The 16,367-nt window shown below is 69.2% G+C and carries 14 protein-coding genes and 2 pseudogenes; 9 read left to right on the top strand and 7 right to left on the bottom strand.

Translation table 11 applies throughout. The features are described from left to right. Positions 1–58 precede the first annotated feature (58 nt). Both AC5WS8_RS28445 and AC5WS8_RS28440 read left to right on the top strand, forming a co-directional pair. Positions 59–1,846, top strand: coding sequence for an esterase/lipase family protein (locus AC5WS8_RS28445; protein ID WP_496106348.1), 1,788 nt, complete (start codon positions 59–61; stop codon positions 1,844–1,846). 404 nt (positions 1,847–2,250) lie between these two features. Continuing rightward, a complete protein-coding gene (locus AC5WS8_RS28440; protein ID WP_496106347.1) occupies positions 2,251–3,054 on the top strand; it encodes an acetate uptake transporter family protein in 804 nt (267 codons plus the stop codon). Positions 3,055–3,112: 58 nt separating this feature from the next. On the opposite strand, the gene AC5WS8_RS28435 is transcribed toward AC5WS8_RS28440, so the two are convergent. After that, positions 3,113–3,556, bottom strand: coding sequence for a hypothetical protein (locus AC5WS8_RS28435; RefSeq protein WP_496106346.1), 444 nt, complete (start codon positions 3,554–3,556; stop codon positions 3,113–3,115). A 479-nt stretch (positions 3,557–4,035) separates the two neighbouring features. Here AC5WS8_RS28435 and AC5WS8_RS28430 point away from each other — a divergent pair, with 479 nt between their 5' ends. The 6 genes and pseudogenes from AC5WS8_RS28430 (at position 4,036) to AC5WS8_RS28405 (ending at position 10,158) form a co-directional block, all read left to right on the top strand. Next, positions 4,036–4,590 (top strand): PRC-barrel domain-containing protein, encoded by a 555-nt coding sequence (locus AC5WS8_RS28430; protein ID WP_496106345.1) that lies wholly within the window; start codon positions 4,036–4,038, stop codon positions 4,588–4,590. After that, entirely contained in the window at positions 4,587–5,024 is a 438-nt protein-coding gene (locus tag AC5WS8_RS28425) for a PRC-barrel domain-containing protein (protein WP_496106344.1), read from the top strand. Before AC5WS8_RS28430 ends, AC5WS8_RS28425 begins: the two co-directional genes overlap by 4 nt. 193 nt (positions 5,025–5,217) lie before the next feature. Beyond that, complete coding sequence (locus AC5WS8_RS28420; RefSeq protein ID WP_496106343.1) at positions 5,218–6,573, top strand: DUF2254 domain-containing protein; 1,356 nt, start codon at positions 5,218–5,220, stop codon at positions 6,571–6,573. Between the two features lie 187 nt (positions 6,574–6,760). Next, the gene (locus AC5WS8_RS28415; RefSeq protein WP_496106342.1) at positions 6,761–7,855 is read left to right on the top strand and encodes a YVTN family beta-propeller repeat protein; all 1,095 of its coding nucleotides are present in this window, start codon (positions 6,761–6,763) and stop codon (positions 7,853–7,855) included. A 12-nt stretch (positions 7,856–7,867) separates the two neighbouring features. Further along, positions 7,868–8,164 (top strand): annotated as a pseudogene (locus AC5WS8_RS28410) (TlpA family protein disulfide reductase); the annotation flags it as partial. A 515-nt stretch (positions 8,165–8,679) separates the two neighbouring features. Beyond that, positions 8,680–10,158, top strand: a complete 1,479-nt coding sequence (locus tag AC5WS8_RS28405; RefSeq protein WP_496106341.1) for a cation:proton antiporter domain-containing protein — start codon at positions 8,680–8,682, stop codon at positions 10,156–10,158. 209 nt (positions 10,159–10,367) lie between these two features. Here the strand turns inward: AC5WS8_RS28405 and AC5WS8_RS28400 are convergent, their stop codons facing one another. Further along, entirely contained in the window at positions 10,368–10,757 is a 390-nt protein-coding gene (locus tag AC5WS8_RS28400; protein WP_496106463.1) for a hypothetical protein, read from the bottom strand. Between the two features lie 95 nt (positions 10,758–10,852). Continuing rightward, a complete protein-coding gene (locus AC5WS8_RS28395; protein WP_496106340.1) occupies positions 10,853–11,557 on the bottom strand; it encodes a DUF4396 domain-containing protein in 705 nt (234 codons plus the stop codon). A gap of 475 nt (positions 11,558–12,032) precedes the next feature. On the opposite strand from AC5WS8_RS28395, the gene AC5WS8_RS28390 reads away from it, so the two are divergent. Then, entirely contained in the window at positions 12,033–12,614 is a 582-nt protein-coding gene (locus AC5WS8_RS28390; RefSeq protein WP_496106339.1) for a YceI family protein, read from the top strand. A gap of 282 nt (positions 12,615–12,896) precedes the next feature. On the opposite strand, the gene AC5WS8_RS28385 is transcribed toward AC5WS8_RS28390, so the two are convergent. The 4 genes and pseudogenes from AC5WS8_RS28385 to AC5WS8_RS28370 all read right to left on the bottom strand — a co-directional run. After that, positions 12,897–13,307, bottom strand: coding sequence for an SPW repeat protein (locus AC5WS8_RS28385; RefSeq protein ID WP_496106462.1), 411 nt, complete (start codon positions 13,305–13,307; stop codon positions 12,897–12,899). A 167-nt stretch (positions 13,308–13,474) separates the two neighbouring features. Further along, on the bottom strand, positions 13,475–14,056 hold the full coding sequence (locus AC5WS8_RS28380; protein WP_496106461.1) for a DUF4232 domain-containing protein: 582 nt from the start codon (positions 14,054–14,056) through the stop codon (positions 13,475–13,477). A 730-nt stretch (positions 14,057–14,786) separates the two neighbouring features. Beyond that, positions 14,787–15,428, bottom strand: a pseudogene (locus AC5WS8_RS28375) (sigma-70 family RNA polymerase sigma factor); the annotation flags it as partial. 702 nt (positions 15,429–16,130) lie between these two features. Then, positions 16,131–16,367: copper chaperone PCu(A)C domain-containing protein (locus AC5WS8_RS28370; RefSeq protein WP_496106338.1), on the bottom strand; the 237-nt coding region annotated here is incomplete at its 5' end.

Here is a 16,367-nt window from a genome sequence, read left to right as displayed (position 1 = left end):
CCCCAGTCGGCGGCGGCATCCTGATTCGGCGGCATGCTGTGCGGTTACCCCACCGCACGTGAACGAGCCACAACGACGCCGGGTGGGCGCTGCCGCTGTGATGCTGCTCGCGGCAGGACTGCCGGCCATCGAGGCCGGGTGTCTGTACAGGGCGGGCGTGTCGTCGATCGCCGGGATGGCCCCGCAGGCGACCGCGCCGCCGCCCTTCGGTGTCTACCACGATCTGCGGTGGGCGTTCGTCTACCACGACTCCTGGGCCGGATTCGGCGCCGAACTGGCAGCACTGCTGGTCTTCCGCACACTGCTCAACACGGCCCTGGTGATGCTCGCCTGGCCGCCTGGGACCGCCCGGCCGCCTCGGTCACGCCTTCTGACGACGAACGCGCTGTGCGTTCTCCTGCTCGTGGTGATCTTCTCCCCCTGGGTGACCATCGCCGCGATGGGCGCGGCCACCAGCCTGTCCTGGTTCGTGTTCAGCTCACTCCTGCCGTTGCTGCTGCTGGCACTCGTCGTCAACCGAGGGGGGATCGTTCCCGGCTGGTGGCGCCATCCTCCGTCACCTGTGACCGTCGGTATCGCGGTGCTGACGTTCGTCTCGCTCACCGTCGGCTCGACCGCCGTGAGTGCCGCATCCGGTGGCTGGTCCGTGCCGGCGGCGTTCGCTTCCGGGCTGGTGAACGCCGGATTGTGGGCGTGGCTGGTCCGCACGGTCGCCAGCCGTCCCAAGCCGGTCATCCCGGCCTTCGTGACGCCGCTCGCGATCGCGCTGGTCCTTGCCTTCTTCCTGGGCATCGGGAGCCAGATCATCGGCCTGCAGCAGGCGCCCCCGGAGCCGTCGGTCGACAAGATCGACGCCGATCACCGCTCTCCCGCCAAGGGCCGGCAGGTCATCTTCCTGCAGGGGTACGGCAGCACCTACACCGGCACGAGGATGCCTGGCTACCCTCCGTCACTCGACTTCACGTACTACTCCTACCGCGGCCAGTATCCCGACGGCGTCCCCCTGCCCTACGGGCCCAACGCCACCCACCAGAACCTGGAGGTCCTGGCCGACCGGCTCGCGCGGCAGATCGACACGATCCACCGGCGCAGCGGCCGCAAGGTCGCGATCGTCGCCCAGAGCGAGGGCACATTCGTCGCGCGCGCCTACCTGCACCGGCACCCCCACCCGAACGTCGACGTTCTGATCATGCTGAGCCCCCTGGTACGGCCCGCCCGGATCTACTATCCCCCGCGCGCGGCGGACAGCGGCTGGGGGATCGGGCTGGGCTGGGAGATGCGCATGCTGACGGCGCTGTCCCGGTTGAAAACCGGTTCCACGGTGAGCGCGGACGAACCCTTCGTGCGTTCCGTGATGAACAACGGGCCGTGGTTCCGCAACACCATGCTCTGCCCGGTTCCGCGGGTGAAGGTGGTGGCCTTCGTGCCCACGGCCAGTGCGGCCGCCGTGCCACCGGGCCATCCGTTCGATGTGAGGACCGTCGAGATCGAAGCGTTCCACGGCACCCTTGATGCCCGCGAGAACAAGCGAGCCATCGCCGCCGTGCTGACCGGCAAGCAGGTCGACACGGCGCACCTGACCGCCTACCGATTCGTTCAGTGGGCCGCAGCCGGATGGCAGGTGCCGCCCCTTCCCCTCTCCTTCGTCCCCTCCTGGCACGCAGCCGGTCTCCCCGATGCCGCACTCGACGATGCGGATGGCTGCGCCGCCGACGTCCTGGGCACACGGACAGCGGGCACACGGACAGCGCCGGTTCACCAAGCCGCTGAGCCGGCCGGTGACCACGCCGGCGAGTGGCCCCGGCTGCCCGACCGACGGCTCGGGAGCGGGGGCACCGGCCAATGACGTGCCGCAGCAGCGGGTTGACACCGCACCACAGCGGCGGCACACGTCGAGCCCGTCGGCACACTGGGGGACGACCGCTGGGGGACGACCACACCGAACGGCACCCGCATGAACACCGATGCCGAACAAGTGATCGTCCTGTCCTCTCATCTTTTCGGCTTCTTCAGCGAAGGGTGGGGGAAGGCTCACCGGCGCGCTGTGCTCCGCTGTCCTCGCTGCCTGGACGGCAGCAGGCACGGCGGCCGGCCGTCAGCGCTGTGCCTGCCTCTTCGTCATGAGCATTCTTCCCCGCCGTGCGCAGACGGCCCGTCCGCGTTTTGCTGGATGGGTGGGCATCCCGTGCCCTGCTGCACCGCCTGCCGAGGGAACAACGCCCAGCAGGCAGACTGGAAGGAGTCAAGCACATGACCGAATTCCAGGGACGCGAGCCGCGTCCGGGAGCGTCGGCTCCCAGGGGTCAGGGACCGGAGTCGGGGCCGCCTTCGGGCCCCGCGACGGATGACGCGGCGGAATACGAGGAGTGGCTCGGTCGCAGCCGAGTGATGCTCACCCCCATCGCCGCCCCGTCGATTCTGGGACTGTTCGGCTACGCGGCGTCCACCTTCATGGTGGCGTCGAACCTGGCCGGATGGTGGGGCGACAGGATCCTCTCGCCGATCATCCTGGCGCCGCTGGTCGTCTTCTTCGGCGGTGTGGCCCAGCTCGCCGCCGGCATGTGGGCCTACCGGGCGCGGGACGCCGTGGCCACGGCCATGCACGGCACCTGGGGAGCCTTCTGGCTCGCCTGGGGCATGATGCAGCTCATGGTGGCCGGTGGTCTGCTGCCGCTCAACACCACCGGTACCCAGGCGTTCGGCTTCTGGTGGATCGGACTCGCCGTGGCCACCCTGTTCGGGGCGCTCGGAGCGCTGGGCCGGAACCTGGGAATGTTCCTCACCCTCATCCTCCTGGCCTCCGGGTCCGCGTTGCTGGCCGTGGGCATCCTCATCACGGCGAGCGGTGTGATCACCGCCGGCGGATGGGTGCTGGTCGCCTCCTCGGCCGCCGCGTTCTACACGGCGGGCGCGATGATGCTCGAGGAGTCCTTCGGCGGGCGGGTCATCCTGCCACTGGGCCGCTGGAGCCTGCGGGGCAACCTGCCCGGTCACCGGATGACACGCCCCATGGAGTACGCCGCCGGCATGCCCGGACTCAGGGCCGGCCAGTGACCGGTTTGCGCACCGGGGCGCGGGGCGGCCCCGAACGGGCCGCCCCCGCCCTCTGGCGTCACTTCACGGTGACCGTCACCGGCTGCGACATCGTCATTCCGTGAGTCACCCTGAACTTCTGCTTCCCCTTTGAGGTGAGCTTGACGGCCAGGACGAAAACGTTGCCCTTCTTGACCGTCGTGTAGTCGTTCATCGAGACCCACTTGGTGCCGTTGTAGCGCTGCAGTCGCAGCGCGGTCCCGGACTTCAGGCCCTTGGTGCTGCCGGAGAACAGCACCGAGTGGCCGGACTGCAACTGGGCCTCGTTGACGTGGAGGCTGATCTGGGCCTTCTGCTGGCCGGTGCTGCTGGCGGACGGACTCGCCGCGGTCTTTGACGGGGACGGTGTGGGCGCGGCCGGGCGGGCGGCGAACGCGACGGCCGCCGCCGACGTCATCAGCGCGACCGAGATCGCGCCGGCGACGAGTGCGTGACTGGCACGTATGTGGAGCGAGGATTTCATGTTCGTCTCCTGTGCTCGAGGCTTTCCTGACGGACGCCCCCCGGCGCGCGCACTTCGAGACTTCCATCTCACGGCCGTGCCAGCGACTGGAGTGTCACCGGATTGCAGTAACCAAAATCCCCGGGAAGGGGTACCGAGGGTGATCGTGGCAGGTCAGTCGGGTTACCTCGCCACGCTCCGCATTGTTCCGGTGCCCGGGTGTCATCTCCCCGCCCGGGTGACATGTGCGGTCGCTTTTCCGGACGCTCCGGTCCGCTCGCGGTTCGACGACCGGGTTGCGGGGACCCGGTATGACGAGGGCTCACAGCCGGACGAGCCGGAGGCAACGGTATGGATTGGTGGATCTGGGCCATCGTCGCTGTGGCGGTGCTGGCGGTTCTGATCGGCTCGGCGCTGTCGGTGCAGGTACGCCGCCGCAGTGGAGGAGTGATCGCGGGCGGCGGACGCCGCTTCGGCAGGAGCGGAAAGGGGGGTCGGAGGTGACGGACTACGTCAAAGCCAGCGAGCTCGTGAAGAAGCCCGTGGTCACGTTCGGTGGCGAGGACGTCGCGCAGATCAAGGATGTCGTCTTCGAGCCTTCCGACGGCAGTGTCCGCTGTCTCACCCTGGCCGGTCGCGGTCTGTTCTCCGGACCGCTGAAGAAGACGCTGGCCATCGGGCACGTGCACGGGATCGGGCGGGACGCGGTGATGATCCGCGATGAGACGGCACTGACCGATGACGGCCGGTCCGCTCGGCGGAGCGGTTCCGACGGTGACGTGCTCGGTGCCCGAGCCATTACGGAGGACGGCACCGATCTGGGAAAGGTGGTGGACGTGGTCATCGAGACCGGTTTGAGGCCAGTGGTGGTCGGCTACGAGGTCGAGACCTCCGGCACGCCGCGCAGGCGGATGCTGCTCCCGGTACCGCAGCCGGTGGGCGTTTCGGGAGAGATGGTGGTCGTGCCCACGGCCGCCGCCGAATTCACCGCGGGCAATATCACCGGCTTTGCCGAAGCGGCACGGGGACTGCGGTCCAGGCTGGAGGAGAAATGATTCTTTTCAGCCAGGCCCGAGGTCGCAAGGTGGTCGCTCTGGCCGGGGCCGAGACGGTGGGGTCCCTTGCCGCACTGACCGTGGTCCCGTCGCCCGCACACGTCACCGCACTCAGTCTCAAGGGGAGCGGCAAGCACCGGGACCTGCTGCCCTGGCAGGATGTCAAGGCATTCGGCCAGGACGCGGTGACCGTCTCCGCCATCGACAGGCTCCAGGGCAGCAAGGACACCGACGAGGAACATCTCAACCTGCGGCACGACCCCTTGGGCAAGCCGGTGCTGACGGATACGGGCCACAGCCTCGGCACCGTCACCGACGTCGAGTTCGACGAGACGACAGGACGTGTCGAGCGGCTTCTGACCACCGGCGAGGAGATCCCGGGCGAACGCATGCTCGGTGTCGGCGGGTACGCGGTGGTGGTGCGCGCCGACTGAGGTCGCGTGTGGTGTTCCGGACAGTGGATGCGGGCTGGTGCGCGGGGTGCCGCCCCGCGCCGACGCCCGGCCCCCCGCCTCCGCCCTGGTGGGGCGCCGCGGCGGACACCGCCCTTTCTCTGCCCGCCGCCCAGGTCCGCCGCGGCGCCCCCCGTCCGTTTCCAAAGGACCGAACCGACCTGGCACACGACCCGTGAGACGCGCCCGTGAGGCCCTCCGATCGCAGCTGTGGCCCTTCCCCACTGTCGGCGTCGTTCTGGCGGTCGCCGCCGGGGTCGGCCTGCCCGAACTCGATCGGGGCATCCGCTACAACCTGCCGCCACGCATCACCGGATTCCTCTTCGGCGGGGGCGCCGAAGCCGCCCGCACGGTCCTCCAGACCATCGCCGGATCCCTGGTCTCGGTGACCGCGCTGACGTTCTCCCTCACGGTGGTCGCGCTCCAACTGGCGAGCAGCCAGTTCTCCCCCCGGCTGCTGCGCACCTTTTCCGCGGACCGCTACGTACAGGTCACCCTGGCCCTGTTCCTGGCCACGTTCACCTACACGCTCACCGTCCTGCGCACCGTACGCACAGGGAGAGACGGGCAGTCGATGTTCGTCCCCCAGCTGTCGGTCACGGTGGCCTACATCCTTGCGCTGGCGAGCGTCCTCTGCCTCGTTCTGTTCCTGTCCCATCTGGCACGCGAACTGCGCGTCGAGGCGATGCTGCTCGCCGTCCACCGGGACGCCGAGCGAATCGTCGACCACGTCCTCGACGACGACGGCACCGAGCAACCGACGGAACTGCCCAGTCCACCCGAGGAGACGGTTCCCCTTCTGGCCGCCCGATCCGGCTTTCTGACGGCCGTGGACGAGGCGGCTCTGCTGCGCGCCGCCGCCGACGCCGACGCCGTCGTACTCGTCGACCGCCTGCCCGGTAGTTCCCTGGTCGCCGGAACACCCTGTGGCCGTGCATGGCGGTGCGAATCCGCCCCCTACCCCTCCGGTGCACGGGAGGACCTCCAGCGATGCGCTGCGGAAGCGATCACGACGGACAGCGAACGCACCGGCGAACAGGACATCGCCTTCCCCCTCCGCCAGTTCAGCGACGTCGCCATCAAGGCACTCTCGCCCGGCGTCAACGACCCGACCACGGCTGTCCACGCCCTGTCCCACGCTTCCGCACTGTTGTGCGAGCTGGCGCGTCGCCGACTCGGCCCTCGTGCGCTGTACGACGACGACCAGCGGCTGCGGGTGCTGTTGAACCGCCCGGACCTGTCCGACCTCCTGGAGGTGGCCGTGGTGCAGCCCCTGCGTTACGGCGCCAACGAGCCGGAGGTGCTCGCGCGGCTCACGATGCTGCTGCACGAAGTCGCCTTGTTCGCCCCACCTGCTTCCCGCCCGATCCTGGGCACGTATCTCCGCCGCCTTCGGAGCACCATCGTCCGGCAGTCCTTCCTGCCCGAGGAGCGGGACCGGCTGGACGGGCTGCTGAGGGAGGCGGAGCAGTCGATGCAGCCGCAACGGCACGCGCGCGGTGCTCCCGGCCACCCCCATGGCGAAGGTTGAGCATCCGGGACCGCGAGCACCTGGCCGGGTCGGCCGCAAGCAGCACCACTGCCGGCGAGCCGGTCATCACCGTCACCGAGCAGCGTGCGCCGTCGCGCGGTCCCGACCCCGGGGCTCGCAGCCGGGACATCTCCCAACGGACCGAGGCAGATGTTTCATCCTGGCTGCTTCCGTCTACACAGTGACCGTGAGTGGCAACCTTCCTCCTCCGCACAGCGATCCCGCCTGCCGGGTCGAATGGGCGCACAGGGTGGTCGCCGAGCCCCTGCTCGGCGCCGGTCCGGAGGCCGTGGCCGTCGACGCCACGGCACGCCGGGCCTATGTGGCCTGTTCCCGCGACAACGAGGTCGTCGCCGTGGACCTGGACCGATGGGTCCCGGTGTGGCGGGCCGAAGTGGGCAGGGAACCGATCCCGGTCGTGTTGGATCTGCCGAGCAGACGGCTGTTCACGGCCGACGCCCGTTCCGGCACGGTCACCGTCCTGGACGCCGACACAGCCGCCCGCGTGGCCCAGATCACCGTCGGGCATGACGCCTACCCCGCCGGGCTCGGACACGATCCGGCACGGCGGCGCGTCTTCTGCGGCAACACCGCGGCCGCCACGATCACGGCCATCGACGCCGACCGACTCGAGGTGATCGGGACGATTCCCGCCGAGATCGGTGCGGGCAGCATCGCGGTGGACGGCGAACGGGGCGTCGGGTACTGCGCGAACTTCATGGCCGGCTCCTTGACCGTGTTCGACACGGAGACGCTGCGTCCCTTGCGGCGGATCGCCGTGAGCGAGGGGCCGTGCAAGACCGTGGCCAACCCCGCGACCGACCACCTGTACGTGGCCGGGTCCCTGCACAGCACGGTGCTGCGTGTCTCCCTCGCGACCGGGCGTCTGCTGGATGAGATGAGGGTGGAGCAGGCTCCGGTCGGCATGTGTGTCTCCCCGGACGGCAGCCGGCTGTACGTCTGCAACCGGGGAGCCGGGACCGTGAGCGTCCTCGACACCACCAGCGGGGCCGAAACGCACCGCATCACCGTGGGGCACGCCCCGGGTGACTGCCAGATCGACGCGGCCTCCGGGCGGCTGCTGGTCTCCAACGCCGGAAGCGCCACGCTGACCGTGGTGGACAGGCCCTGGCTGCCGGGACCGGTGCGGCCCGAGGCCCATCCGGCGGTCGGCCGGGGCCTCCCCGAGTTCGCTCTGCCGGACGCGCGCACCGGTCAGGTGCGCACCACACGGGAGTGGGCGGAGAAGAAGTACGTGATCAACTTCTTCGCCAGCTGGTGAGGCCCGTGCAATGCGGAGGCGCCCGTTATCGAGGAGCTGCGCCGCCGTACCGCCCGGTCCGGGCTGGACATCATCCTGATCAACCTGTGGGAAACGCGTCACGCACGCGACGAGGCACTCGGCTTCGCCGCCGTATGGAATGTGGAGGGCACGATTCTGCTGGACGAGACAGGCGACTACGCCGCCGCGCTCGGCATCACCGGCGTTCCCACGAACGTGCTCGTCGACGAACGGGGGATCGTCCGCGCGGTCGGTGCCGTGACTCCGGCCGAGCTCGAGCGGGCTGTGGCCGATCTGCTGGAGGACTGACATGGCCGTCGACGTGGTCGGCAACACTCGTGCGCAGCACCCTGTACTGCGCCGATTCCTGCTCTGGTGAGGGGGAGGTCGCGGGCCTGCCCTCGGGTGGCGAGACAGCGCAGGCCGATATGTCATGCGGGGCACCGCGCGTGCCCCGTGCCGCGAGGCCCGGCGGGCCGGTCACCCGAGCCGCCCGACGGCGTGGAACTCAAGCGGACGGGGGTGCTCGCTGCCCATGTGTGCCGCGATTCCGAGCCTGTCGAACCGGCGTTGTGGCCGATGCCGTTCTGCCTGGTCGGCATGCCGGCGGTCAAGACGCATCGCCGAGCTGTGACCGGGTACGGCCGCCTGGCTGAGCGGCCGGAACGCCGCAGGCGCTCCGTTCGAGCCGATCGGCCGCACCGCCTGAGGTCCTCGGTGAGCCCGCCCGGATCGCTCCGGAAGGCCGTCACCGGGTACTGCGGGTCCCGTCCGCATGGTCCCGGCCGGGCGGCATCGACACGGTGCTCGAAGAAGCGGCCGGCATGACACACGAACTCATGTCCCTGGGGTGGTCCGTGCTGCTGACGGGGGCGGTCATGGCTGCCGCTCTGGCGTTCCATCCCGTCAGCGAGCGCACACATGTTCCCGCTCCGGCGTTCTTCCTGCTGGCGGCTGCTCTCGCGTCCGATCTGGTCCCGGGCCTGCGGCACGTCCCCATCGAGGCGGTACAGCGCATCGTGACCGTCGCGCTTGTGTTCGTCCTTCTGGACGGCGGGGCCTCGCTCGGCTGGCGCAGACTGCGGCCGTCCCTGGTTGCGGCGTCATGGCTGGGACTTGCGGGCACCGTCGTGATCGCCGGAGCCACCGGGTGGCTGGCCCACGTGTTCCTGGGGTTCGGCTGGCATCCGGCGCTGTTGCTGGGCATCGCGCTGGCGCCCACCGATCCCGCCGCCGTGTTCTCGGCTCTGGGGCGCAAGGAGATCGCCGGACGCACCGGCGTGCTTCTCGACGGTGAGGCAGGGCTCAACGACCCGGCCGGAATCGCCCTTCTCGCCGGAGTCCTGGAGATCGGCGGGCGGTCCGGTGGAGCCGCCGTCGGGCATGTGGCCCTGGTCTTCGTGGAGCAGATCGCGGTCGGGGCCCTGCTGGGCGCGGGCGGCGGTCTCGGGCTCCTCTACCTGCTGAGGCGGATCCGACTGCCCGGTCAGGGACTGTACTCGCTCACCGTGCTGGCGGGCGCGCTCGTGGTCTACGGACTGGCGACCCTGGCCCAAGGCTCCGGCTTCCTCGCCGTGTTCGTCACCGGAACGGTGCTGGCAGACCGGGGCGTGCCATTCGAACATGAAATTGAGCGCTTCCATGACGCGCTCGCCAGCCTGGGCGAGATCGCGGCGTTCACGGCACTGGGACTGACTATCACGCTGAGCGACATCGGCAAGCTGGGGGCCTGGAGCAACGGCACGGTCATGGCTGTGCTGACCCTGTTGGTCGTGCGCCCCGCCGTGCTGATGGTGATGCTGCAGCCGGTGAAGCTCCGTACCGGCGAGCGGGTGTTCCTGTCACTGGCCGGGTTGAAGGGCGCGGTGCCGATCCTCCTCGGCAGCTTCGTCGTCACCGGGCACGCCACGCATGGCCGTTCCATCTACGCCATCGTCTTCGTCGTGGTCGCCGCCTCCATCTTCGTACAGGGCACGCTCATCCCCTGGATGGCCCGGCGCTGCGGGGTCCCGGTCGAAGCGGCGCCGCCGCTGCGCCCGTGGCCGCTCGGGATCCGCTTCAGGCAACGTCCTACCGGAGTCAGGCGCTACGTGGTGCAGGCAGGTGCCGCGGCCGAGGGCGAGAAGGTCTTCGAACTCGGTCTGCCGGACGGCGTCTGGGTTGCCCTCATCATCCGGCGCGGTGCGTTGCTCACCCCTCGGCCGAACACCCGCCTGAGCGCAGGTGACGAGGTCGTGCTGATCACCGATCCGTCGTCGGAGGCGCCCGAGACCGTGGCGGAGGGGCTCTTCCACGCACGTTGACGGGCGCAGCCTCTGCCGCACCACGGCAGGCGGGTGTGGCGTACGGGTGCGTTTACGGTGTTTCTCTTCTCGGGCCGGGGAGTGTCAACGGCCTTTTCGCTCGTTATGGCTGCCGTCAGGTGGCCGTCCGTGAGCTGCCGACACGCAGCCCCACTGCCCCGAGGCCTCGAGGAGACGTCTCCGATAGCGGTCCAGACGCCCGTGGAGTCTCACGGTTCTCGCCTGCGCCGAGCCCCGAGGCGTTCGTTGTGCCAGGCGATGGCGCGTTTGATCTCCGGTTCGTGCAGCCCGGTCCGGCATGCCAGTTCCTCCATGGTGAGGACGGGCGGGCCGGTGGTCAGGGCTCGGGTGATCTTCGCCGCCCAGAGTTCCTCGTACGTGAACGGGCGGTGCCGGTAGATCTCCTGAATGACCGCGAGGTGCGGCTCGCTGCACGCCGTGATGAGCCGGAGGCCGTCGTACCAGTCGTTGTCGGAGTTCACGGAGGACGAATCGGGCACGTATCCACGCACCGCGACGCCTGCCTGAAAGGTGGCCGCGCACAGGTCGCACAGCTCAAGACGGCTCTGCTGCGTCTTCTGGTTCCTTCTCTTCCACATCTTCATCGGGTTTCGCCTTGCTGTGGGAAAACGGCGCCTCCGGTTGGTGCCGGCCCAGAGCCCTCGCCAGCGGACCTCGCTTCTTCGAGCAGGGCTCACATCCGCTCCTTCAGGCCCGCCCGGACCAGCCACGCGTTCACCGGCCAGGCGGTGAAGAAGCCGATCACCATCGACACCTGCATCAGCATCCAGTACGCGGCCGACGTCTTCGGCAGCCCGGGCGAGAAGATCACCTCCTGGTAGACCCACATGCCCAGAAAGAGGCCTACCTGAAATGCCAGGATGGACAGGGTGTCCGCCTTGATCGCGGCCCGGATCCCCTCGGCCCGGCCGACGTCACGCATCGGCTTGATCGTGAAGTACTGGAAGACGACACCGAGCATCCAGGCGAAGACGAAATCCAGTACGAAGTCGGCGTAGAGGGACTTGCCGGCGATGGTCAGGCCGGTCGCGAACACCAGCCACTCCGCAGCGATGTCGCCCAGCGTGCAGCCCGCACCGCAGTGACTGACCGCCTTCGACATCACCTGCCACTGCGGCAGGTTCTCCGGATCCGGCTGCCCCTGCTCCTCCATCACGGGCTGCGCGTCCTTTCGCCCGTGCGTGAAGTAGAACCAGAGCGCGACCGGGCCCCAGTACAGCGCGGTGATGGGATACACCAGGTCCATGATCCACATCTTCTGGCGGTAACCCCTGCCGAAAATGTCGAAGAGAATCAGGAGCGCGCTGGCAAAGGCGAGGCCCAGGCTCAGCCAACCGATCGTCTCGATCCAGCTCGCCGGATTGGTGCGAGCCTCCAAGGAACTCACCTGCCGCTCTAGCTGAAGGTTCCGGCCGTTGCGGTACCCGGAGTACCCGTTGTCGATCGCCCGCATGCCGTCCGAGGGCCGAGTGCGCCGAGAAGAACATGAGCGACAGGGTGAGTGTCCGCAGACCGTGGGCGGGCAGGTGCTCACGCGATGCCGGCAGCACCGGCGCCGCGCCGAGCGCAGGTCCACTGACCCGTCCCACCTGGTGAGGGACGTCGGGCAGTCGGGGGCGCTGAAGACCGGGCCGACCACCATTCGAGTGTGCACGGCCGGCCACGGTTGGCTGTGGGAACACCGCTGCTTGTGCCGCGTGGGCCCGAGGGCGAATCGGCGTGCCTGGCGTGGAGTTCGGTGACATGGCGCCGGCCACTGGGCTGCTTTCGGGGGGTGGGAAGGGCGGGACTTCGGCCTGGTGCGGTGAGTCAGCTTCACGACGCCGACGCGTTCCTCGCGTACAGTCCTGTCCGTGACACTGCGTGATGGGGCATACGGGTTCGGGGCACACGCCGGGCGTTTGGTGGTCAAGACCAGCCGTGCGGGGCTCGGCAGGAAAGCAGGACACGACCTCGTCATCGAGGCCACCCGCTGGTCGGGAAGCGCGGTGGTCGTCGCGAACGATCCCGGGAAGTCATGGGCCACCGTGACGGTCGAAACCGGGTCCCTGACCGTCAGGGAAGGGGTCGGCGGACTCAAGCCCCTCACGGACGCCGACCGGGTCGAGATCAAACGCACCTTGGAAAGTGAAGCGCTGCTGCACACGGCAGAGCACCCCACCATCACCTTCCGCTCCACCAGGGTCAGCGGGGCCTTCGAATCCTTCGAGATCACCGGCGACCTCACCATCAGGGATCGAACACACCCGGTGACCGTGCACGGGGCCCGCGACGAAAATGGCAGGGTGCACGGCTGGACGACCCTTACCCAGTCGGCCTTCGGGATCAAGCCGTACAGCGCCTTTCTGGGCACGTTGAAACTGGCCGACGAAGTCCGGATCGAGTACGAAGTGACCGAACTCGACCCGCTACCCCCTGGGTGGGCGCCCGGGTAAGCCGACACGAGAGCCCGCCGACGCCGTGATGGCTTCGCCGGGTGCGTCCCCGCCAGTGCGCGGTTCCTTCCAGACGGAACACCTTCACGTGTCCGATCCATGGGGCAATCGTTGCTGCCCCGGGCGTCGGCTCCTGCTTCTTCTCGTTGCCGGAAAACGGGGACGGCCTCGAACGGGGGTGGCCGGCACGGCGTACGTGGTCGCCGATCTCCGGTTCGAACATGAGCCGACCGGCCGGACACCGAGGTTGCCCCGGTGTCCGGCCGGTCGGTCGTCCTGCGGTTACGAACGGCCGCGTGCCATCGCAGTCGTCGCAAGGCCGAGGACGAAGGCCACGGCTCCTGCGATGCTGTTGCTGACGATGGTGCCCGTGGTGGCGGAGGCGTGCTGGACGACCCAGGGCGCGATGATCGCCCAGGCGCCGATGCCGGCTGCCGCCCACCCCATACCGAAGGTACGTTCGAACACCGAGCCGAACCCCAGGGCGAGAACGGCGAGCGCGATACCGGTGACCAGATTGCTGACGGCCAACGGGTTGCCGTTGAATCCGACCACCCAGGGTGAGATCGCCACATACAGGCCGGTCAGCAGGGTGAGTCCCTCGGCGGCCTGCGCGGACGGCTTGATGGAGACCTCGACGGCCCGGGCCCGCATGGCCTGGATGTCGGGGTGCTCCTCGATACGCGAATGCATGGTCACGTCAGTGCCCCCATTCAGCTGGTATCTGCGTTTTCGTTGCATGCTGGGTATCCGCTCGGAATACATCTAATCGCCAAAAAACGTGCACGCTCAGCGCGTTGGCCCTCCGTTCCCACGTCATCAGCTCGGACCCCGGCGTATCGAGGAGTGAGGAGGGAAGCTCAGGGATGACGTCCCGGCCGGACCGCGGAGACGTCGAAAACACCTCCACAGACCCGGAACGACCGGGCATCCGTGCGCAGGGCGTGGGTGGAGCCCGGCGGATAGCTCTGGACTCGGTCCGCCGATGGCAGGCAGGGTTTGTCCGACAGCCCCGCGTTCACGGTGTGCAGAGCCGCATAGGCACTATGACCCGGGACCAGTTCGACGGTGGGCTGCGCGCCTCCCTCGCGCCGTGCGGGCTCGCCGATGCGCCGTCCGGAGGCATCGAGCAGGGACACACCCGGAAAGCCGTGCAGTGTGCAGCGGCGGGCCCCCGTGTTGGTGAAAATGAGCGGGGCGTACAGATTGCCCGCGCCCGGTGAGACACGCCCCAGCGAGAGCGAGAGGTGATCGCTGTCGCATCGCGGTGTTCCGGCCGGGGAGGAGGTCGCCGTCGGCGCGGGCGAAGCGGAAGCGTGCTGGGAGCCGGTCGGTGACGGTGATTCGGGGGGCCGACTGGCCGCGGGACCGGTCGTCGCACCGGGATCCGCTGCCGTGGCGGAGGCTGTGCCGGGCGTGCCGCTGCCGCAGGCCGTGATCATGGCGAGTGCGGCCAAGACACCGGCGCCCGGTAGGACTTTGCCGGGGCTGTGTCGGAGAGTCACGGGGTTCCACATTGTTCTCTTCCTTCCGAAACGGTCGACGGGTCGTTGGGCGCCGAACTGTCGACGGAGTGTTCGGTCGTCTGTCGTCGAGTGCCCGTCCGTCACGTCTTCCCACAAGAGAAAGAGACGGGCCGAGCCCCGGCCGCCGGTGGTGCGGTCCGTCGCAGGCCAACAGCACCATCAGCTCAGACGCCGGGCGTCGTGGCGCGGCGCCGCGGGGTTTCCGGCCGGACGGGCGCGGAAGCAGTTCCCGGTGGTTCCGGTCGGCGCCGGCACCGCCGGGGGAGCCGGCGTGCGGGGCGGGTCCGCAGCGACCGGGGCGGTGACGCGGGCCCGTGGCTGGGGGTTCGTCGCACCGACGACCCCGGCGGCGTGTGTGATCGGTGCATGGCACGGGCAGGTCCGCCGACCGCACGGTGTCCTTCGGCGCCGTTTCGACGTCACCGCCACCGTCGACGTGAGCGGGGGACCGGTACGGCGCTGGGCGCGGAAGCCGGTCGGGAACCGAAGGGCCGCCCTGGTCGGGAGCCGACGGCTGCACGACGTCGGCCGTGGCGCGCCCGGAGCCTCGCGCTGACCCACCCGCGCCGGATGCCGGCCTGCCCAGCAGCGTTTCGCGAAGGCGGCTGAAACAGCGCGTCAGGATGCGCGAGACCTGCATCTGCGATATTCCGATCGCCTCGGCGATCTGCCGCTGGGTCTGGTCGCGGTCGAAGCGCAGATGAAGTACTCGGCGATCCCGCTCGGGCAGGCGCTGAAGAGCGGAGGCCAGGGCCACGGTGTCCACCACCCGGTTCAGCTCGTTGTCCTCATTGCCGAGGAGGGCTACCAGCGCGGACCCCTCACCGTCCACCAACTGGGCGTCCAGTGAACAGGGATTGCACTCCCGAACCGCGCGCAGTGTGGTGAGGACGCGTTGCGGGGCCAGGCCCGTGTACTCCGCAATCTCCTCAGTGGTCGGTGCGCGGCCGCCGAGCCGCTGCTCGAGTTCCTCGACGGCCTGGAAGATGCGCCCGCGCGCCTCCTGGAGCGGCCGGGGAAGCCGTATGCCGCAGGCACGGTCGCGTATATGGCGCCTGAGTTCGCCGACGATCGTGGGTACCGCATACGACAGGAACGCGTATCCCCGCGTGGCGTCGTAGCCGTCCACTGCCTTGACCAGTCCCAGCGACGCGACCTGGACGAGATCGTCGAGGTCCTCTCCGTGATTGCGGAACCGGCGGGCCAGTCGATGCGCCAACGGCAGCAACCGGCGGACTGCTTCCTCCCGGAGCGCGGTGCGCCGAGGCCCCGGCGGGTGGGCTGCCATCTCACGCATCAGCGCGTCGAGGCGGTCGGAGGAGAGTTCCGGGGCAGGGCTGTCATGAGCCGGGCGGCTGCGGGTGACTGAGCAGTGCATGGGACCTCTGCTGGGTCAGGTGAACGGCAAACGTACGGCGGCGTGAACGTGCTTGTACGCAGTGCTCGGTGAGGGCTCGTGAGGTGTGTGAAGGGGGGCCTTGTCCACCTCGGCCGGTCATTGAGCCCACCACCTCACAGAAGCCGTTCCTACCGCGCGAGTACCTGTAGTCACCCGGTGAAGCTCTCGTGAAACGGACGATGACCTCGTCGCCGAGCGTGCCCGTCGACGAGGGGCGCCAGCCGCCCAGGGGTTCTGGCTGGTCGCGGTCGAAGGCCTGACGCGAGGGGCACGGGAACCTGCGGCCCGGTGCGCCGCGCTGGAGCCACGCACCGAGCACCATGGCCGTGCGCCCGCAGGCGTGACAGCGCCGGTCGCGTCCGCCGGACACACAGCGAGCTCACCGTCTCCGGTTGCAGCGAGCTCACCGTCTCCGGTTACGGAGAACTGCCACCTGCGGACGTTCCGTATCGCTCGGGGGAGCGAAGGTGCCCCGGCCGGCCCGTTTCCGACGTCAGGGTGACAGAGCAGCGTAACCGGGGGTTACGGATGGTGCATGCGTCGAGCGCGAGGGCGCCTCGCCGCCACCGCCGGGCAGCCCTGGGGGGCGGGTCACCGGGTCGGGGAGGGAGTCTCGTGGGAGGCGGGGATGTGCGACTGGATGGTGAAGGTGATCGGTCCTGCCTTCTGGAAACGCATGGTGAACTTCATGATGTCACCGCCCCTGATCAGCTTGCGCACGTTGCGCAGCACCAGATGGGCCTTGCCCTTTTCCAGCTCCACGGGTTTGTTCACCGGCAGGACCACCCCGTCGGGAAGCGGTTTTCCACCGGAGTCGACGATGTCCAC

The organism is Streptomyces sp. PTL18, from assembly GCF_059510295.1.
The sequence above is the reverse complement of the archived record's forward strand: the minus strand, read 5'-3'. Positions and strand labels throughout refer to the sequence as shown.